Annotated in this window: 17 protein-coding genes and 1 tRNA gene; 10 read left to right on the top strand and 8 right to left on the bottom strand. The window is 67.3% G+C overall.

Translation table 11 applies throughout. From position 1 onward, the window contains the following. Positions 1-409: 409 nt before the first annotated feature. On the bottom strand, positions 410-676 hold the full coding sequence (locus MJQ72_RS21535) for a hypothetical protein (protein ID WP_240601142.1): 267 nt from the start codon (positions 674-676) through the stop codon (positions 410-412). A 452-nt stretch (positions 677-1128) separates the two neighbouring features. On the opposite strand from MJQ72_RS21535, the gene MJQ72_RS21530 reads away from it, so the two are divergent. After that, entirely contained in the window at positions 1129-3294 is a 2166-nt protein-coding gene (locus MJQ72_RS21530) for a DUF6461 domain-containing protein (RefSeq protein ID WP_240601141.1), read from the top strand. A gap of 447 nt (positions 3295-3741) precedes the next feature. Here MJQ72_RS21530 and MJQ72_RS21525 read toward each other — a convergent pair whose 3' ends face one another. Beyond that, on the bottom strand, positions 3742-4542 hold the full coding sequence (locus tag MJQ72_RS21525) for an alpha/beta fold hydrolase (RefSeq protein ID WP_240601140.1): 801 nt from the start codon (positions 4540-4542) through the stop codon (positions 3742-3744). 87 nt (positions 4543-4629) lie between these two features. Here MJQ72_RS21525 and MJQ72_RS21520 point away from each other — a divergent pair, with 87 nt between their 5' ends. After that, complete coding sequence (locus MJQ72_RS21520; RefSeq protein WP_240601139.1) at positions 4630-5322, top strand: helix-turn-helix domain-containing protein; 693 nt, start codon at positions 4630-4632, stop codon at positions 5320-5322. 411 nt (positions 5323-5733) lie between these two features. Here MJQ72_RS21520 and MJQ72_RS21515 read toward each other — a convergent pair whose 3' ends face one another. After that, positions 5734-6039, bottom strand: coding sequence for a hypothetical protein (locus tag MJQ72_RS21515; RefSeq protein WP_240601138.1), 306 nt, complete (start codon positions 6037-6039; stop codon positions 5734-5736). Between the two features lie 196 nt (positions 6040-6235). Here MJQ72_RS21515 and MJQ72_RS21510 point away from each other — a divergent pair, with 196 nt between their 5' ends. The 4 genes from MJQ72_RS21510 (at position 6236) to MJQ72_RS45155 (ending at position 10613) form a co-directional block, all read left to right on the top strand. Then, the gene (locus tag MJQ72_RS21510) at positions 6236-7849 is read left to right on the top strand and encodes a hypothetical protein (protein ID WP_240601137.1); all 1614 of its coding nucleotides are present in this window, start codon (positions 6236-6238) and stop codon (positions 7847-7849) included. A 9-nt stretch (positions 7850-7858) separates the two neighbouring features. Continuing rightward, the gene (locus MJQ72_RS21505; RefSeq protein ID WP_240601136.1) at positions 7859-8254 is read left to right on the top strand and encodes a hypothetical protein; all 396 of its coding nucleotides are present in this window, start codon (positions 7859-7861) and stop codon (positions 8252-8254) included. Between the two features lie 614 nt (positions 8255-8868). Then, on the top strand, positions 8869-9312 hold the full coding sequence (locus tag MJQ72_RS21500) for a hypothetical protein (protein WP_240601135.1): 444 nt from the start codon (positions 8869-8871) through the stop codon (positions 9310-9312). Between the two features lie 941 nt (positions 9313-10253). Next, positions 10254-10613, top strand: a complete 360-nt coding sequence (locus MJQ72_RS45155; RefSeq protein WP_396426999.1) for a DEAD/DEAH box helicase family protein — start codon at positions 10254-10256, stop codon at positions 10611-10613. 184 nt (positions 10614-10797) lie between these two features. Here the strand turns inward: MJQ72_RS45155 and MJQ72_RS21495 are convergent, their stop codons facing one another. Beyond that, entirely contained in the window at positions 10798-12777 is a 1980-nt protein-coding gene (locus MJQ72_RS21495; RefSeq protein WP_240601384.1) for a HEAT repeat domain-containing protein, read from the bottom strand. Positions 12778-12864: 87 nt separating this feature from the next. Between MJQ72_RS21495 and MJQ72_RS21490 the strand changes: the two genes are divergently transcribed. The 3 genes from MJQ72_RS21490 to MJQ72_RS21480 all read left to right on the top strand — a co-directional run bounded on the left by MJQ72_RS21490 (position 12865) and on the right by MJQ72_RS21480 (position 15150). Continuing rightward, positions 12865-13218 carry a hypothetical protein gene (locus tag MJQ72_RS21490; RefSeq protein WP_240601134.1) on the top strand — a complete coding sequence of 118 codons (354 nt, stop codon included), beginning with the start codon at positions 12865-12867 and terminating at the stop codon, positions 13216-13218. A gap of 682 nt (positions 13219-13900) precedes the next feature. Beyond that, on the top strand, positions 13901-14479 hold the full coding sequence (locus MJQ72_RS21485) for a TetR/AcrR family transcriptional regulator (protein WP_240601133.1): 579 nt from the start codon (positions 13901-13903) through the stop codon (positions 14477-14479). Beyond that, on the top strand, positions 14476-15150 hold the full coding sequence (locus MJQ72_RS21480) for a maleylpyruvate isomerase family mycothiol-dependent enzyme (RefSeq protein WP_240593761.1): 675 nt from the start codon (positions 14476-14478) through the stop codon (positions 15148-15150). Before MJQ72_RS21485 ends, MJQ72_RS21480 begins: the two co-directional genes overlap by 4 nt. A 106-nt stretch (positions 15151-15256) precedes the next feature. Here MJQ72_RS21480 and MJQ72_RS21475 read toward each other — a convergent pair whose 3' ends face one another. The 3 genes from MJQ72_RS21475 to MJQ72_RS21465 all read right to left on the bottom strand — a co-directional run bounded on the left by MJQ72_RS21475 (position 15257) and on the right by MJQ72_RS21465 (position 17350). Further along, positions 15257-15592, bottom strand: coding sequence for a hypothetical protein (locus tag MJQ72_RS21475; RefSeq protein ID WP_240601132.1), 336 nt, complete (start codon positions 15590-15592; stop codon positions 15257-15259). 410 nt (positions 15593-16002) lie between these two features. Continuing rightward, positions 16003-16866, bottom strand: a complete 864-nt coding sequence (locus tag MJQ72_RS21470; RefSeq protein WP_396426998.1) for an aminoglycoside phosphotransferase family protein — start codon at positions 16864-16866, stop codon at positions 16003-16005. Positions 16867-17053: 187 nt separating this feature from the next. Next, positions 17054-17350: an ATP-binding protein gene (locus tag MJQ72_RS21465; protein WP_315860910.1), complete on the bottom strand. Its 297-nt coding sequence runs from the start codon at positions 17348-17350 to the stop codon at positions 17054-17056. A 180-nt stretch (positions 17351-17530) separates the two neighbouring features. Between MJQ72_RS21465 and MJQ72_RS21460 the strand changes: the two genes are divergently transcribed. Then, positions 17531-17752 carry a hypothetical protein gene (locus MJQ72_RS21460; RefSeq protein ID WP_240601130.1) on the top strand — a complete coding sequence of 74 codons (222 nt, stop codon included), beginning with the start codon at positions 17531-17533 and terminating at the stop codon, positions 17750-17752. A gap of 49 nt (positions 17753-17801) precedes the next feature. Here the strand turns inward: MJQ72_RS21460 and MJQ72_RS21455 are convergent. Further along, positions 17802-17876: transfer RNA gene (locus tag MJQ72_RS21455), tRNA-Val, on the bottom strand. Between the last annotated feature and the right edge of the window lies 1 nt (position 17877).

The following is a 17877-nucleotide window of genomic DNA, read 5'->3' as shown; positions in this document are numbered from 1 at the left end:
CAAGCAGCACGCGTTCGCCAGCGGAAACACGAAGTCGTCCACGACACGCTGAACGTCCTTGTGGCCCGTCGTGATGCAGTTCAGATGTCCTTCCGGGGCGGGCGCGCGGTTCGCACTGTCTTGTCAGCCGGTACCGGAGGGGCGAGTGACAGACCGGCGCCGGCGCAGCGGTCGAAAGGCCCGGCGAAGCGGGGGCCAGAAAGTAACGGCGACGCCCGCGTCCGCACGTGACTCGGTGCAGCGAGGCGACGAGATGGTGACCACCGCCTCTGGCAGCGTGGCCAAGTGGCCGGCGCCCAGGCGCGCCCGCTCGTCAGCCTCCCGTCCCAATGCCTCGCACATCCGCACGGCGGCGTCCCGGTCGCTGGCGATCATCCCGAACACGTCGAGCACAGCAGTGTGAATCCAATCAGTGATCGGGGGTGGCGGCGGCGAGAGCAGAGGCGACCACAGCAAGCCCGGCCGAGTCCTGACGCCGCAGCAATGCCTCTGCCGTCGCGCGGGTGACAAACGTGTCACCCGCGTCGAGCACGAGTTCCAGCAGCGGCTCCCTGGCCTCCGGCATCTCGGCGAAGTTGGCGAGGCTGCGGCCCGCGTCCGCCCTATCGCGGTAGCCGGGGCTTCCTGCAAGTTTGATCAGCGCCGCGACCACGGCACGTCTCGCCTGGTTGCTCATAGGCCACATTCTCTCGCGAACAGAACGCGAGCCACATCGGGTTTCTGTAGCCGATGCCCGAGTGTCCGGCTCAGCTGATAGGGCGAACCTCCTCGCAAGGATGGTTTCTACACAAGCCTGGTTTGTCAGCAGATCGCGTACCGCTTGGCTGTCCATCCCGCACGTGAGTCGCAGGCGGTCGGCTTCGGCTTCGGGCTGGGGTTCACCAGCGCCACGCGGGAGGGCGACACGGCAGTGCGGCGGTCAGCCAGCGCAAGATCGCTGACAAGTGGCTTAACGTCAACGGGCATCAGCGGGGGTTCGCCGCCCTCACCCCGGTTCTCGGCGATGTGTCATCGCTTGCGGATGTCGTGTGGTTCTGCCTGCGGGAGTCTGTGGCGCTTTGGATGTGGGAAGGATCTGTCGGTGGCGTTCGCTACCGTGTGCACGTCGTCGATCTGTGGGGGGTTGAGGTGGAGGAGTACAGGGAGGTTCCGCCGGGGTTGGCGGGCGCGCTCGTGCCGGTGGTCGCGGATCTGGTCCCGCTGCTGCGTGGGCGGATCCCGCGCGGTCCTGCGGCGGCGCTCGGCAGGCTGGGCGCGCCGGATGCGAAGCCGGACGTCTTCGGTCTCGAGGTGGGAAGGCGGTTTGCGGGACATGGTGAGTCGGCGGCGTTGAGCTGGCTGCGTTCGCTCGGTGATCCTGTTTCCGAGCGGTTGCTCGGCGCACTCGAACTGACGTTGGATGCGTTGGCCGTCACCATCCCGTACGAGGTCGAGACTGCAGTGCCCGGGCCGGACGAGACTCCGCGGACGTTCGGGTTCGGGATGATCGGCGGGCCGAGCGCCGAGACCGTCACCGCGGTGCGCCTGCTCGATCAGCTGCGGCCAGGGCTCTCCACACTGATCGTGTCACTGGTCGAAGAATTGGCTGGGCACGAGGCCTTGGTCCCGCTGCTTGAGCCCCCGTCGGAGCTCACCGGCGAGGAGGAACTGGCGGCGGCGCACGGAGCTGCGCACCTCGCGCTGGCCGTCGCGGCCGCCGCGCCGGTGTTGCGGAGGGCAGGAGCTCCGCTCCTCGCAGGAACGTCCGCAGCCGTCGTCGGCGTCGCGCTGGGCGCTGTTTCGGCTTTGTTGAGCGAAAGCCCGATGCCACCGGCGTACGCGGCCGCGCTGCTGGAGAAACGCCGGGCTGAATACGTTCTGCCGGTCTCGGCGTCGGGTTCGGCGGAGGTGCGGGGGCATCGGTTCACCCTGGCCGAGCAACACCCTGTCCTCGGCGAGCCCGACTTCAGCGGGAACGGCCTGGCCGTCGCCGTCCCCGGCGGGATCGCCGTCCGGACCGGGCTGGGGGAGGGCCAGGTGCCCGTGTCGGCGCGGATCCTCGAAAGAGCGCCGGACGAGGTGGAACTCGACTGGTGGGACGATGTCGTCGAGTTCTCCTGGCGGGCGGAACGGGGCGACGCCACCTTGAGCGAAAGCGACTCGCGGCGGCACTTGAGAACACCGCCGTGGCCGGGCGATTTCCGCGTGCGGGTGCACGCGATCGGCCGAGACGGCGAGGAGCGCGAGCGCTACGAACTCATGCTGTGGCAGGCACCGCCGGGCGAGGACATCGTGCACAAACGCGGTGACAGGCTCGGTTACGTCGTCCGCGGTGAACCCGTGCCTGACATCGAGGCGCCCCCGGAGGCCGCCTATCGGTGGATCCGCGAGAGCCTGCTCGGTGAGGCGGCGACGGTCACGGTGGTCGGGGGCGCCTCACCCGCCGGGGTGCTCCGCGCCTTCGGTGCGGACCCGGCCGAACCGGAGTCCGCGCAGGAGTTGGCCGAGGCATTCGACCTTGATCCCTGGGTGGCCGTGCTTCCGGTCGAGGGCGGGGTACTTGCCGTCGAGTTCAACGGTTTCCAAGGTTCGTACCGGCCGGTGCTGGAGCCGTTGTCACGGGAAGGTCGTACGGGCAGCCTGTTCTGGAATATCAACGCCGTGACCCGGTTGTCCTTCGCGGACAACGGGAACGTCCTCGCGTCGTCCGAACTCGGATACTCGGAGGAGATCGCCGACCCTGAGGTGAACCGAGCGTTGGCCGGTCTGGATTTCGGCAGCTATCGCGACAGGCTGGAGAAGGGCCTGCTCGCCGTCGAGCGGTACACCGGATACCGGTTGCGGAAGGAAGATCTCGACCGGATGGTCGAGGAGGATGTCGCCTATCGCATCCTGCCACACCTGCCCGAACTGTATCCCGAGGCGCGTGATCCCGACGGTGCGCGCGCGTTCCCCGGTCATGGCCCTCTGGGAGCGGACACCGATCGGCTGGCCTTCGTACCCGAGGAGACGCTGCGAGACCTGGCGTGGCGGGCGGCGTCGGCCGTGGCCGAGCACGCCGGGGTCACCGGAGACCCCGTCATCGCGGAAGTGCTCGCGGAGCGTCGGCTGAGCCAGGAGGCGGAAATCGCGGCCAGGCGATCGCAGCTGCGGGCGCATCGGGAGCACTCCTGGCTATGGCAGGCACTCCACCAGGCAACCAACCCGGACCCGCTCGCCGCCGCGATCGGTGCGCTGTCAGCGGCACGTAACGCGGCCGGGTCGCGCGGCGAGGACCTGCTCGAGCACGCGCGGCGAATAGCTCAAGAGCGATAGGGGCAACGGGAAGTCCTCCGATCCGCACTGGCCATCGTGCTCGGATCGCGCGCCCGGCTTCGTCGTGCGGTCAAGCTCGCCTGTCTCGACGTCGTTGCCCAGCCGGGATACCAGGTCGATGCCGGCCGAGCCGCGGAGATCCGGCAGCTGGCTGGGACGATCACCGGTGCGACGGACCTGTGGCCCCGGTGGGAAGCCTGGTGCTGCTCCCGGCCGACATGGTGTAGGGCCTCCGCGCGCTCGTGGGCTGATGCCCGTATCGCAGCGGGAAAGGTGGGCTGTGACCTTCGCTCGTCGCGCAGATCGGTCCCCGTTGGGAGGCGAGCGCGACTGGTGGCGGCCGTGGACGTAGTGACCGGCAAGCCAGGCGACGAAATAATGACGAAGGCCAGCTGAATCGGCGGGTGAGAAGTGTCGCGGCCGGCGTGACCTCTTGATCGGCCGGCTTCATCGGGCGAAGAACTCCGCCAGGACGGCCGCGAACACCGACGGATCGGCGACGTGCGACTGCCCCTCGATGATTCGGCGCTCGGCATTGGGTAGTGCCGCGGTGATGGCGTCCGCCGCGGCGTCGAAGAAGCCGGGTTGCAGGCCCTGCATGTGCTGGTCGGGGACGGCCCCCGTCGCTACCAGGGCGGGTTGCGTGACGCGGGCCAGCCGGGTGGTCGGCGGGAGTCCGTCGCCGAGGCACGCCGCGTCGTAGGCGAGGGTGGGGGCCAGGACTTTCAGGCCGGGCCCGAACGGCGAGTCACGTGTGGCGGCCACCTCCTCGTCGGACGAGCCGGCCAGTCGCATGAACAGCTCGACCGCGTCCCAACGCCGGCCCTCGGCCAGTGCGATCGTCAACTGGTCGACGTACGTCGACCAGTGCTCGGCCATCGACGCGTCGCTCATGTACGGCACCTCGTACACCGCGATCCTGTCTATCGCCGAGCCGGCGGCTGCGGCTTCCAGCGCCAGCGCGCCACCGGAGGAGGCGCCGAACACGTGCGCCGAACCACCGGCTGTGCCGATCAGCGCCTGGATGTCGTCGATCTCGCGCGCCACGGCGTAAGGAGCGGTGTCGCCGCTTCCGCCGCGACCACGGCGTGCGTAGTTGTACACGGTGAAGTGCCGTGCCAGCTCTGCGGCGATCGCCGCGTTCTCCGAGCCGTCGTCGAGGCCTCCGCCGACGAGGAGGACCGCCGGTCCTGTTCCGCTGCGGTCGTAGGTGATGAGTGTGCCGTCGTCCGATCTCACCTGTGCCATCAATCCTCCTCCGTCGGCATCAACCCGATCGCTCCTACTTTAGGAGTGGTCGCTGCGAAAGAGCAAGCGTTCCTCTAGGGTGGTCTGATGCGTGGCTTTGACGATCCGTGTGGCATCGCCCGAGCGCTGGGTCAAATCGGGGAGCGCTGGGCACTGCTGGTGGTACGCGAACTGCTCCTCGGCCCGAAACGGTTCAGTGACCTGCGCCGCGGACTGCCGGGTATCAGTGAAAACGTTCTGTCGCAACGGCTTCGGGAGTTGGAACACGCGAACCTCGTGCGCAGGCGCAGGTTCGCACCAAGCAGCACCTCGGCCTACGAACTGACCGGCCGAGGTCGTGAACTTGAGCCCGTCCTGATGGAGCTGCGCCGGTGGGGCGAGTACGTCCCACTAGGTGACGCCGTCAGTCCGGCTCTCGGCATCGACGCCCTGGTTCTCGCCTTGACAGGCAGGTTCACCGCCGGCGACGCGACACCCCGCGACGCGGTCGTCCAGCTGCGGTTCGACGACGACCACTTCCTGCTGGTGATCAAGAACGGGAGGCTTCTGGCCAAGCGTGCCGAGGTCGACGACGCCGACTCCACTATCACCACGACCGCCGCAACTTTGCAGTCACTCGTGTTCGACGAACGCACCATCGCCGACGCCGAGCGGTCAGGTGACCTGACCATCACCGGCGACCGTGACACGGTCGAGCACCTGCTGCGTTGTTCCCGGCACAGCGGAGAAGCGCGTCCGGTGCCAACCACGGAGCAGAAATCTGATCAGGCAAGGCGCTGAACGGTCGGTCATGAACGCGGTGGCCCGCCGAATCGCGTAAGTGCAGCCACGTCAGCCGACGGGCGGACAGTTCTCCGCGGGCGCATGGCCGGATGGTTCTCCGCTGACTGGCCATCATCAGCCGCGGTCGTACCCCAAGGCAAGGTCCAGGAAACCTACTCCCATTTCGCCGCGACCGTCGAACAACGACGACTGGACGCACTGCAAATACGGTGGGAGAAGGCAGTGGCCAGCAGTGCCACGTCGACCGATGATCCCGATGGCGTTCTATCGCGGCGTAAGAATCGATGCCGAATTCCGGACCACCTGCAGCAGATCGAGAACTCCAATCCCTGCGACGCGCGCTCATCGGCATGAGCGCCGTCCTGCGGAGTAATGGTGCGGTGGCACCGAAGCCACGGTTGCCGCCCCTCAGGTCTCCGGTTGCAGTCGGTAGAGCACGTCGCCCTTGACGGCGATCACCCTGCCGGTCGCGGCTCCAGCCGGCGCGAGGTCTTGCCAGCTCATTCCTTCAGGTGCTGAGGTTTTCGTCTTGGCTGTCGAACCCGGCAAGCCGATGAGGCCGCCGCCGATGGTGACCCACCCGCTGAGGATGGTGTCCCTCAGCAGCGGGGTGCTGCCGGGAATGGATGGCTCAGCCAGCGTCGTCGGCGACCCGCCGCAGGTGTGCTCACTGAGCAGTAACCCCGAGAAGAGAAGGTAGGCAGGAGAGAACAAGAACGATCTACTCAGCTGTCCGTCAAGCCATCGGCAAGAAAAGTGGCGGCAGGCTCGACGGGTGAAAGTTTAGAGGCTTTCAGCCGGCGAGGGAATATGCCTTTCCGTGCCGTGCTGTACCGCGAATGAACCGGTGCTGAACCCTGGGCGCGCACCCTGATCAGTCGATGGATATTTGCTGATTGCGGGGTGGGCGATGCGCAAGGCGAGGATTTTGACCGCGCTGCGGTGGGCCGCGAACGCGGTGACCGGAGCGGCGCTGGCGGTGTTGTTCAGCCTGTTCGGCGCCGGGGTGGCGAACGCGCGCGAGCAGCACGCGCCGCAGAAAGGGCCGGGGGATCACTCGCAGGAAGATCCGACCGGGGGGAAGCCCGAAGGTAGGAATTCCGGCGGGAGCCGGGCCAGTACCCCGGACGACGACAGGCCCAGGCGGCCTGCGCCTGAACGTGATGCCGAGCGTAAGGGGGTGGCCGCCCACAAGTTCGTGCAGCGGCCCGAGGGGCGTCCGAGGTCGCAGGTCCGGACGTCTACGCCGTCGCGGAAGACGTCGAAGAGCGACAACGGGCGAGGGAATTCCGGCGATGACAAGGACGACAGGAAAGGCGGCAGCGAGCGCGGTAAGAAGGACAACGGCGGCAAGAAAGAGGGCAAGAAGAAGGACGACAAAAAGGATGACAAGAAGGGCGAGAGGACGGAAAGAGAAAAGGACGAGGGCCGGGACCGCGATGACGATCGCGACGAGGGCAACGACCGGAGCCAGGATCGGGAACGGGCTCGGGGCGATGACCGGGACCGGGATCGAGACCGGGATCGGGATCGGGACGATGACAACGATCGCGAGGACAACCGGAACGACGACGGCGACCGCGGCCGTGAACGTAGCGAGGAGCGCGAAGAGCGGCCTCAGCCGAGCGTCGATCGACCGGTCAGTCAGGTGCGTCCGGTCAGTAAACCCGACCCCGGAGAGCCGGACGACCTGGCGGAGGTCGCCGGGGCGTGTGGCTCGCTCTATCCAGAGGTGGGCGGCGCCGGGTGGGAATCCGAAGCGTGCCATCAGGCCCGCGAGGAGAACAAGGAAGCCATTCAGGACGTGACACACGATTTCCTCGACACGATCGACGAGATCCCGGGCTGGCCGGGCACGGTGCTGGGGCTGGAAGAGGCCGGTGTATATCTGGCCGAGGGCAGGACTGCCGAAGCGGGCGAAGCCGCCGTCGAGGCGGTCATCCCGGAGGCACTTCGCGACCTGTGGCGTCAAGCTGTGGCCGGTCAGAATCCGCCCCCTGCACCCCCTGCACCCCCTACACCGCCAGCGCCTCCTGCTCCATCTCTGCAGGCGTCCGTGCAACCGCCCGCGTCCCCGCCGCAAGCGCCACAGATCAATCCGAACGTGCCCGGCCCGGCAGGCACGTACCTGCTTCGCCAGCCGCACGACCGCCACTACCTCAACCGGATCAGCCCGAAACATGAGGTCAAGGCCGAGAACACGGTCATACTGCCTTCGGTCAGGGAAGCCGTCCGGCAGGAGCTCGCGGACATCCAGTCGGGCAAAGCCCGATGGGACCCGAAGACGAGCACCTATCAGGCCGAGAGCGGGCGCCGGTACCGGGTAAAGTCCGGCGGGAGGGTCTTCCCCGTGGACGGACCGGGTTTCGTGGAACTGGACAGGCCACAGTACAAGGCACTGAGCGCCCTGATCCAGGCGAACGGGGATGTCGAGGCGGCAAAGCGAAACGTCGCACGCAATCCGAGCATCACACCGGAGGCGTTCGACAAGGCCCGCGAAGTGTATGCGCACTACGGAAAGTAGGTGAACGACATGCTTGACTACAGCTTCGTTCTGGACCGCCTGCCGGACACTGGCGCGCTGCACCGCGCGATCTCCGAGGTCTTCGCGGTGGACCCGGGTGGAGTCCACGTGGGACGGCTCTACGAAGATGGCGGAGGGTCGCCGGCCACCGTCAGCTGCACCTACATCGATCTCGACGGGGGCGAGTTCGCCTGGCGAGTGGACGTCACCACCGATGACACCGTGGCCGGGCCGATGGAAGCAGAGGTCGTCGCTGCGCTGTGTCGCCGGTTCGGGACCAGGGCCTTGCTGCCCCTGGATGAGGACTCCGACCAGCTCCGGCGCCTGATCACGGCCAGTGAAGACCGCGTAGTCACCATCGACCTCGACGCACTGGACGAGAATCGGTACGTGCTCGCCGAGTAGCACCACACCGGACACTCCCAAAAGGAAGTGTCTGCTGTATGGCCTCGTGTGACGAGAACACCGGCTTGGACGCTCCGCGTCTGGTGGCGCGGAGCGTCCATTTCGTATCTCGAATCAGGACAGGGTGCACGCTGGTGCCCGAGGGCAGCTTCACCTGCACGTGACAGATGCACGCGCCTGGAGCCGGCAAAGAGGATTGCGACGGTTAGCCGTTCGCGGGGGAGCGGTGCTCCGCCTGGCCTCACGAGGACAGGGCTCACCCAGGCCTGCTCCCGATCCGGCCGAAACTGCGCCACGGCACCAGATTCGCCACATCGCTCGACCGAGCTGACTCCAACCCCCTGGCTATTCCGGTGCCGGGGCAGTCGTTGTAGGTGCGGCCGTCTGCGAAGCGTGCGGCCCAGGCGAGCAGTCTCCAGTTTCAGATGCCGTGCTTGCGGAGGCGCGCGTTCTGGCGAAGCAGGGGCGCGCCCTCCACACACTACTGTTTTCGATAGGGCGCAAAGGTGTGGTCGGGCCCCGCTGGGCGCAGGATCCTCTTAGGAGCCGCCGCGGCCGTCAGGGTATTCGAGCTCCTGATTGGTGCTGTGTCGGAAGGAAACGAAAGGGATGCTATGAAGAACCGCACGCGAGTTGGCATTATCGGTGCAGCTTTCGCCGCCGCCCTGTTCGCCCCAGCCTCTGCCAGTGCCGATACGATGGTCTCCGCAGAAGCTCAGGCGTCATGCAGCAGCGGGAACGAAGGTCATTGGTACATTCCCGACGGCGGAGGGTCCGGCTCCAAGGCGGGAAGTCTATACTGGCACGACTACAACGAGAGTACGGGAAACGACCAGGACAACTTCCTTATTGTCGACAGGCCTTTCGACGGGCAGTCCTCCTCGGTCAAGGTGACAAACAATTATACTGGGAAGAGCTACTACAAGCACGTCTACAGCGGTGAATCCTTTTGCATGGGAGTGGGAAACATTCCCAACGGCAAGACGGCCAGCTGGAAAGCCTGCGGCTGGGACGATGGTCAAGTCGTCGAGTGCAGGACCGGCACAATCACGGAGTAGAGAGTCCGGCTCGACTGGTTCGACGGAGTAAGCGAGCCCGTTCCGTTGGGTAAGCGGACTTAGGGGTGCTTGCTGGGCAGAGTGGTACAGTCGCGCCGTCGCGCCACTGGGGCGGTCATGAATCCCAGGGCATATCACGGTTTACGGCTGTGTTGGCCGTCGGCGTCGCTGTCCGGCTTGGTGGTCGAGTACGTCGGCGACGCCGTAGCGGAGACCGTCTGCGGTGTTCCGTGTGGCCAGTCCACGACGGCGCCACTGCAGGACAGTGCTGGGCTGGACATCGCACATCTCGGCGACCTCGTGAGGTAACCCCGTTCCCCATGGGGCAAGCGATCTTGCTGACGCCGGGCTACTTCTGACAGGTTCGGTGACCGGATCGGTACTTGCCAGGTCGAGCGGTCGAGGTTGGTGCATGTCCTGAACGTCCTGAAGCGGAATCTCGCGCAGTGCGCCGGTAAGGAGGTTCCGCATCCACCACACCGGCTCGTGGCGTCGGCACTGTCGGCGTCCGTGGATTGCGGACGCCGACAGTGTGGCCCGTGGCGCGACGTCGTCGGCCCGTTGTCGTGGACCGCTGCCGCGAGACCGGCGTCCACCTTCGCGGCGTGGCTCTGGTTGGTGCGCCCCGGTGAGGGTGGCGTCGACTAGCTGTCCGAAGGCGTGCAGACCCTGCGAACTTCCGCTCGATCGGGTGGTTTCGCGGGCGTGCTACACGACAACGGTTTCGGGGCACCGATGGGTGGGATTTTCGCTGGCTAGGGTCGGTGCAGAGGATTCGTGCAGGTGCTCCTTAGCGGTGTCGTGCGGGGCTGGGCTTGGTGCAGCTGACTGGTCATGCAGTGCGATCGTGTCGATCACCACCGATTTCCGTTCTGCCGAGTTGGCGACGCTTGTGACGTTGCGTCCGTGTCAGGTTCGTCTGGTTGAGGCCGGTGCTGGCTATGGCGTGCGGGACGGGGAAGACACGGACGACGCTGGAGGTGGCCCGGCGGCTGATCGGCTCTGGTGACGTCGTGGTGTTGGCATGCCCGTCGATTTCGCTGCCGGCGCAGGCTTTGGAGGTGTGGCGGCGACACGCTCCGGGCTGGCGGGCGATTGCGGTGTGCTCTGACGGAACGGTGAGCGATGCGTCGACACGGGTGGAGGACCGGTGCTGCGGTCAAGGAGAGGAAGATTCCGGCGAATCCGTGTGCCGGGGTGGCGACGCCGGTGCAGGCGTTGAGGGGCGTCGATGCGTCTCTACGAGAGCGGGCTCGGGCTTGCTGGCGGATGGCTGGCGCGGATCACCGGATTATCAGTAGTCAGCGCCGCGGAACGTTGCGTGCCGGTGGCGGGATCAGTGCCAGCAGGAACTTCCTGGCCGCAGCGGCCAGGATTATGGCGAACGGTCGGACAGAGCACGCGGTCATGTCCTTCGCCGAGGTGTTCGCGTGGCTGATCCCGGCTGGCTCCGCGGCCGGGCGACGGGTCACCTGCCGCGAACAATCACGGCAGGTAGGGGAAACGTATGTGCGTGCTGGTGTTGGCAGCGTTTGGTGGTGATTGACCGACCAGCAGTGTAGTTGCGGCGGTGTAGGCCTGTTCGTCCTCGGTGAAGGTACGCCATCCGCCGAAGTAGGCGAGCCGCCGTTCGCTGTCGACGACGGCCTGTGCCAGCTCGCGTACTCGATCGTCGGTCGCTTCGAGGTCAGCGAGGCGACACAGCGCGGCGATCCGGACAGGCCGGCATTCGCCGTGGGCGAGGGGATAGGCCAAGTCGGTCAGGATGGTCACAGGCTCGGTCGGGTCACCGGTGATCCGCGCCAAGGCGTAGGCGGCTTCGGTGCGAGTCCAGTCGTCGGCGGAACGGCTCAAAGTACGAAGGTCGCCGACGCACGATGCGGCCTCCGGGCCGAGGTCGGCCAGGAGAGCGATCGCCGTGTGCCGGAGGCCGGGCCGTGAGACCAGGTCTGTCAGTACGGTGACGGCCCTCTCGGGATCGGCGTCGGTGCGCCAGAGTGCCCAGGCCGCGGCCGGTTCGCTCGCGTGGCGGCGCAACCCGTCCGCCGCACCCGCAGCGGCGGGCCCCAAGGCGCCGATCGCTAGGGCTGCCGAGGGCCGGACCCTGTCGTCGTCGAGGAACCGGGCGACGACAGGTAGGGCGGCGGTTGCGCTCGGCCCCCAGGCCGCGATTACCTGACACAGGTTCAACGCGAGTATGGCGTCGCAGTGAGCTTTGGCCAGTCGGGCGATGACCGCGTCCAGAAGTGCGTCGACGTGCCCACACAACGGGATCAGCACTTCGCCGATCCCTGGCTGCTCCAATGACGGGATGGTCCTGTCGTAGTAGGAGCCCGCATAGCTGAACCCGAGGCTGCTGCCGGACAGCCGCCTCACCAGGCCCGGTACACAGCCTGGATGATGCTGCCTCGCCAGTGCCCACACCGCGGCGTCACCCACGGTCCTGGCATTACAGGCGTCCCGCACTCCATGGTCGGTGGTGCGGGCGATCAGCTGCTCGGCGTACGGCGCCCCTTGCTCGCCCACGCAGGCGAGCAAAGCAGCCGCCCGGTAACGCGCTTCGGGTGATTCGTCGTCGAGGTGCGCGGCCAGCAGCGGCAGTAACTCTTCGCTGGTGGTGCGCCACTGGGACAGCACCTGCTGGACGTGGCTGAGCGCGGCGACTCGTTTGGCCGCATCGTCGGAACGAGCGATACCGAGAGAGAACGCGGTGGCCGTGGCAGGGTCGCCGAGCACCAGACTCCCGGTCTTGTGGACGAGGGCCGCCGGACCGTGGCCGATCCACTCGGACTCCCGGTACTGCGCGATGTCGGCGTTCAACACTCCCGAGATCAGCAGGCCGACCTTGTCCGTCGCGACAGCGGGATCGGACGCGGCGAGAGCGTGTACTGCGGCCAGCCTGGTCAGCGGATCATCGTCAGTCAGCAGCGCACTCAGGCACTGGCGTAGTCCTTCATCCTGTGACCAGGCGACCACGGCGCCCAGGCCGAACACGAGATCGATCCGGGTCGTGCGATCGGTTTCCACCGTCCACCGACAGCGCAGCATGGCGACCGATTCGGGATGACGGATCCCGTCCGCGACGAGCGAGATCGCTGCCCGCCGCACGGCCGGATCCGCGTCCTCCAGCAACGCGAGCAGCCGCGGCCGCACACTGTCCAGTGCGGGCCACCATCCAGGGTCGACGAACCGTTCGGAAACCTCGGTCGCTGTACCCGCCAGCCAACTGATCAGCTCAACCACGTCGCGCCGCCCATGGACGGCCAGATCACCGGCGAGGTCGACCAGACCGGGCAGCGCCGCCGACGCCGCCGAGCACACCCATCCCCCTTGATGGAAAAGGCTGTCCGACAGGTCGGAAAGCGAGTCCGAGGCGGTCTCGGCATCCGGGCTCGCGCAGCCGCGAAGCAACCCCGGGACATCCGACGCATCGCCGTAATTGTGCTCGAGCCGCGACCAGTCCACGTTGCCCAAGGCGTCCCCCATACCCACAACTCTAGACAAGCGCAGTCACACCGCGTAGTGCGGTCAGGCGACGGGCCAGGGGAGACCGTGGCCGGTGATGAGTTGTCCGGCGAGGTCGTGGAAGGCGTCGCGGGCGTGTTCGCCGGTGACGTGGCCGCCGAGGAGCAGGCCGACTCGCCGGATGCGGTACAGGTCGGCGGTATCGAGCCATGCGTAGAGCAGTATCTGCCAGAGCCATCGTCCGACTTTGCTGGTGTCGCGGACGCTGACGACGGGTTTGACGTCGATGAGGGTTCCGCCCGGGGCGTCGATCCCGTGGTCGGGGTCGATCGCGCCGACGAGGAGGTCGGCGTCAGCCCGGCGATCCCGAGCGGCATGCCCGTGCCGGGGTTGCCGGCGTTTTTTTCTGAGTTCCCAGAGGGTTCCGCGTTCATGCGGTAGGCGTGCCGGCGATGCCAGTTCGTCGACCTGGCGATGCGCGATGATGCCACGTAGCTGGTCCGCGCTCGGTCGCCCGGTATCGAAGAGCCGGGCCAGTCCTGCTTCCGCGCCGGGGAGCCGAGTGTTCCGGCTGGGCGTGGCGTGCGAGGTAGGTGCGGCCGCGCTCGAGGAAGTCCGCCCAAGCCGCTTCGGCGGCCGGGCTTCCCGGCAGCGGTGACTCGCCGAGGCCGCTGAGGTCGAGCCAAGACGCCGCGGCGGGCCGGAGATGCAGCGCCCGGGCGCGGTGCTCGCCGGTCAGTACCCGAGGCTGGGGTACCGCGCGGCTTGATCGTGCGCCCACGTACATGTTGACACGGTGTCACGCGTGGGAACGCGACGCCGATCCTGACGCTCTCGTTCTTCCCCGTGCCAAGCGTCATGACGACAAGACCGTGGTTGTGGCAAGGTTTCTCTGAAAGCTGCCAAGGAACGCCGATCGCAGGCCACCTCGCTTCTGCATGCATGGTGAGCGCTCTTGCGATCTGACTACATTGTTGAGCCGCCCGACGGCGGTCTGACGGTGGCCGCTACCGGACCGCAAAGCCCTGAAACCGCTCCCTTCAGAGGGAACCACGTGGGACTACGGCCGTAGTCTTCAGTACTACTATTGCAGTTTATTCTACTACGGTAGTAGTCTGTGTCGGTGTCCGCACGACGTGACGAACTCCTCGACGCCGCGATCTCGGTCCTTGGCGAGCGTGGCATCCATGGCCTGACCCACCGCGCCATCGACGCCGCTGCCGGGCTGCCCACCGGCTCGGCCTCCAATCACTTCCGCACCCGGGACGCCTTGCTCAACGCGGTCGTGGAACGCACGTCCGACCGGGAGCGCGCGATCTGGGAGGCCCTCGCGACGACGTACTACCCGGTCACGCCGGAGGAGCTGGCGCAGGCGATGGCCGGGCTGGCCCGTGAGGCGACCGGCCCGAACCGGACGCTGACCCTGGCCCGGTACGCGATCCTCGTCGAGGCCGGCATCCATCCCACGCTGCGGCCACAGCTGCTGGCCACCGGCGCCCGGGTCAACGCCTGGTTCATGAACTGGCTGCGCGCCGCCGGCTCCACCGATCCCGAGCGTCACGCGCCCATCATCGCCAACCACTGGACCGGGATCGTGCTGCACGAGCTGGCCATCCCGGACCCGGCTTTCGACCCCTACCCGCAGATCGCGGCGCTCGTGACGAGCGTCGTCCGCCCCCGCTCCGAGGAGGTCCCGACATGACCGGCAAACGACCGGCGCCGGACCGCGACGCGATCTGGCGGGTCATCGCCGCCCAACGGACCAGCCTGGCAGACCTGCTCGACGACCTGTCCGACGACCAGTGGCGGCACCCGTCGCTGTGCGCCGGCTGGACCGTTCGCGACGTCGCCGCGCACCTGACGCTGCAACAGCTCGGCCTCCGCGACCTGATCGCGACGATGGCCCACTGGCGCGGCAGCATGGACCGGACCATCCAGGACGCGGCCCGCCGGCGCGCCGCGGAACTGTCGACCGCCCGGATCACCGCCGAGATCCGCGCGACGGCCGGCTCGCGGCGGCACACCCTCGGCGTCACCTACCTGGAAACGCTCACCGACATCCTCATCCACGGCCAGGACATCGCCATCCCCCTCGGCCTCCGCCACGAGATGCCACCGGACGCGGCGGCCGTCGCCGCGGACCGAGTGCTGTCCATGCGCTGGCCGCCGCCGCTGCCGGCGGCGCGCAAGATGGCCGGGTTCCGGCTGACCGCCACCGACATCTCCTGGTCCACCGGCGCCGGTCCGGAGGTCTGCGGCCCGATGAGCGCACTGCTGCTGGTCTGCGCCGGCCGCCTGGCCGCTCTCCCTCGCCTGTCCGGCGACGGCGCCGGCGATCTCACGGCTCGTCTTTCGACATCCGCCACGGCGTGACCTCGACCCGGTCAGCGGGAACGATGTGTGCAGCGGCGGGATTCCCTGCGCAGTGACCGTTGTTTCCTCTGGCATCAGCCGCATGGGGGGGGGCAACGATGTTCGCTCATTCCGGGATGTGCAGCCATCCGAGTTGACCTAGATCGGGAATGGCGCCGCGTTTGACGATCTCTTGACGGATCCGTTTCAGCCATTCGTGGGTGTGCCAGGCCAGGTCTGGAAGCCGGAGGCAGTGATCGGTGAGGCCGCCGACGCGGACGTTCCGTGCGAAGAGGTCGTCCAGAATCGCCTCGGCGGTCTGGATGATCTCGGGCAGGCCGGCGCCGGTGCCGAGGATGTTGCCGGCGGACACGAACACGTTATGCGGGGGAGCCCAGTCGTGGCGCGCGTAATTGGCGAAGTAGTCGAGGTCCTCCTGGTATTTCGGGGATTGCGTGGTCATCGTTCATTCACTTACGCGGAATCGTTTTATGTCGACACCGGCCATTTCGTTTTGATGTCGATGGTATGTCCTCCGGAGTCGCTGTAGCCGCGGAAGGCGGCCGTCTGATTTCGGCAAGTCGAATTGGCCCCGGATCGGCATTCTGAACTGGCTCCGGCAGCTGAGTTGCAGGCTTGGTCGGCATCTTGTTCTGGCCCCACCTGCTGTTGTCGAGGCAGGGGCGGCACTCTGATTTAGCCCCCACCTCGCTCGCGTGTTTCTGCTGTCGAGCTATGTGCGCGCCGGTGATGGCGGCATGGCGTGCGAGACCGTGGGGTGAGCCCGACAGGGATCTTGGGGACCGTTCGTGCTGCCCTGACTCCAGGGGATGCTTGGGTCATCTGTGACCGGTGCCGGTCCCCGACTGCTGGCTACTGATCGTCGGTGTCGAGCCGGAGCAGTGCGGCGCTGAGGAATGCGTCCCGCCGTTGCCCGAGAAGGTTGGCGTCGAGGTCTGATCGGCCCTGGTCGTGGAGCGCCGGAACGCAGGACGTCATGTCGGCCAGGGTGCCTAACGCCGCGACGACGTCCCAGTAAGCGAGCTGTTCTGCCCGTCGGCCGGCGGCGCGCTGCCAGCCCTCCAGGACCTGCTCGGTGGCGGGTAGCCCGAACATCAGGGCAGCGTCGAAGCGTGCACCGCTGAGGTCGATTCCCGGCGATCCGGCGCCAGCGCAGTCCCAGTCGACCAGGCCGGTGCAGCGGTCACCGGACCAGAGGGTGTTCCCGAACCACAGGTCACCATGCACGAAGACTGTCGGGCCGCCGGGCGCGGGCAGCTGTTCCAAGCGTTCTTCCGCAGCCGTCAGCAGCGCGGTGGTGCCCTTTTCCCGGCGTTGGGCGGCGAAGTCGACGTCCGCGATCGAGCGGGTCCGCAGCGGCAGAGCAGCCCCGGGCGCCAACGGGACTGCTTGTAGTGCGGCTGCTGTGGCTCCCAGGCCCTGGAGCCGCTCGGTAGAGGCGACCAATGGGATGCGGCTGTGCCCGGGCAGGACGGTGGTCAGCACCGCCAGCACACCTGCTGCGGAACCGTCGAGATCTGTGGCGAGCAGGCGGGCCGCGGGCAGCTGGTGGTTGCCGGCGACGTGCAGTGCCGCGACCTCGGTGGCGAACCGCTCGCGATGGTCGGGATCAGTAGGGTCCCCGAGTCGCAGCACGGCCGCCTCGACTCGACCAGCAGGTTCGAACGTCAACAACCACGGATTGGCTCCCTGGCGTAGGCCGGTGGCTGTGGCCACTTGGGCGCCGCCTCCCACTGCGTCGCTCACCCAGCGCTGGACCTTCTCGGACAGCCCGTGCACCGTGATCACACCCCTGTGTCGCACCTGATATCGAGCGACCACGATGACACGGGTGCCGCCGACGATCTCGTATGCCGGGCCGTGGGCATGGCATACGGCCCCTTCGAAGATCAGGCGGACGTTGTCAGCTGGCTCGGTTGGTGCGGCGGCGTTTGGTGGTCCGCAGCCGGAACGACTCGGTGCCCGTTTCGATGATCGACGCGTCGATCATCGAGAGCCGGTCGACGATCGCGGCGCAGAGCCGCGGGTCGGTGAAAGTGCGGGCCCATTCGCTGAACGCCGAGTGGCTCGCGATGGCGATGCTCGAGCGTTCCTCACGCTCGGTGAAGACCTCGAACAGCAGCTCCGCGCCGCGCCGGTCCAGCTCCAAGTACCCCAGCTCGTCGAGACAGAGCAGGTCGACGCGGCCGTAGCGAGCGATGGTCTTGGACAGGTGTTTGTCGTCGGCCGCTTCGACGAGCTGAACGCACGCGGTCGGCGGAAGTGGTGCAGCCGATCCTTCCGGCCTTCACCTTCCACAAGGGGCGGCACAGCCACAGCACCTGGCTCGCCGAGGACGGTATCCCTGAAGTCGCCCGGCGGGCACGCCTGGGGACAGAAGATGAAAGGCATCGCGAGGGGCTACGACCACGTGACTCCGCTGATGCGCCGCCAGATTCTGCAAGCGCTCGAGACCCGGTGGATCGGGTCGCTGGTCGCGCTCACCCCAAGTGAGCGGACGAAGCTGGGGGAGTGGTTCCCGCACCTTCAGGCCACGTTCGGTGACATGCGGCTCGAGACCGCTCCGAAGGCCATCGCCTTTTCATCGCCTTTTTACGACTGAAGCCCCGCCCCTCCGAGGAGGAGCAGGGCTTCTGACCTGCGAAAACAGATGGTGCGCGATACTGGGATTGAACCAGTGACCTCTTCCGTGTCAGGGAAGCGCTCTCCCGCTGAGCTAATCGCGCG

Origin of the sequence: Amycolatopsis sp. EV170708-02-1 (assembly GCF_022479115.1) — a bacterium.
Classification (GTDB): Bacteria; Actinomycetota; Actinomycetes; order Mycobacteriales; family Pseudonocardiaceae; genus Amycolatopsis.
The sequence above is the reverse complement of the archived record's forward strand: the minus strand, read 5'-3'. Positions and strand labels throughout refer to the sequence as shown.

Bases quoted from the DNA above. Each gene is read 5' to 3' on its own strand.
- MJQ72_RS21510 (WP_240601137.1), top strand. From the start codon at position 6,236: ATGCGCAAGGCGAGGATTTTGACCGCGCTGCGGTGGGCCGCGAACGCG.
- MJQ72_RS21520 (WP_240601139.1), top strand. From the start codon at position 4,630: ATGCGTGGCTTTGACGATCCGTGTGGCATCGCCCGAGCGCTGGGTCAA.
- MJQ72_RS21525 (WP_240601140.1), bottom strand. From the start codon at position 4,542: ATGGCACAGGTGAGATCGGACGACGGCACACTCATCACCTACGACCGC.
- MJQ72_RS21505 (WP_240601136.1), top strand. From the start codon at position 7,859: ATGCTTGACTACAGCTTCGTTCTGGACCGCCTGCCGGACACTGGCGCG.
- MJQ72_RS21500 (WP_240601135.1), top strand. From the start codon at position 8,869: ATGAAGAACCGCACGCGAGTTGGCATTATCGGTGCAGCTTTCGCCGCC.
- MJQ72_RS45155 (WP_396426999.1), top strand. From the start codon at position 10,254: ATGGCGTGCGGGACGGGGAAGACACGGACGACGCTGGAGGTGGCCCGG.
- MJQ72_RS21475 (WP_240601132.1), bottom strand. From the start codon at position 15,592: ATGACCACGCAATCCCCGAAATACCAGGAGGACCTCGACTACTTCGCC.
- MJQ72_RS21480 (WP_240593761.1), top strand. From the start codon at position 14,476: ATGACCGGCAAACGACCGGCGCCGGACCGCGACGCGATCTGGCGGGTC.
- MJQ72_RS21535 (WP_240601142.1), bottom strand. From the start codon at position 676: ATGAGCAACCAGGCGAGACGTGCCGTGGTCGCGGCGCTGATCAAACTT.
- MJQ72_RS21460 (WP_240601130.1), top strand. From the start codon at position 17,531: ATGAAAGGCATCGCGAGGGGCTACGACCACGTGACTCCGCTGATGCGC.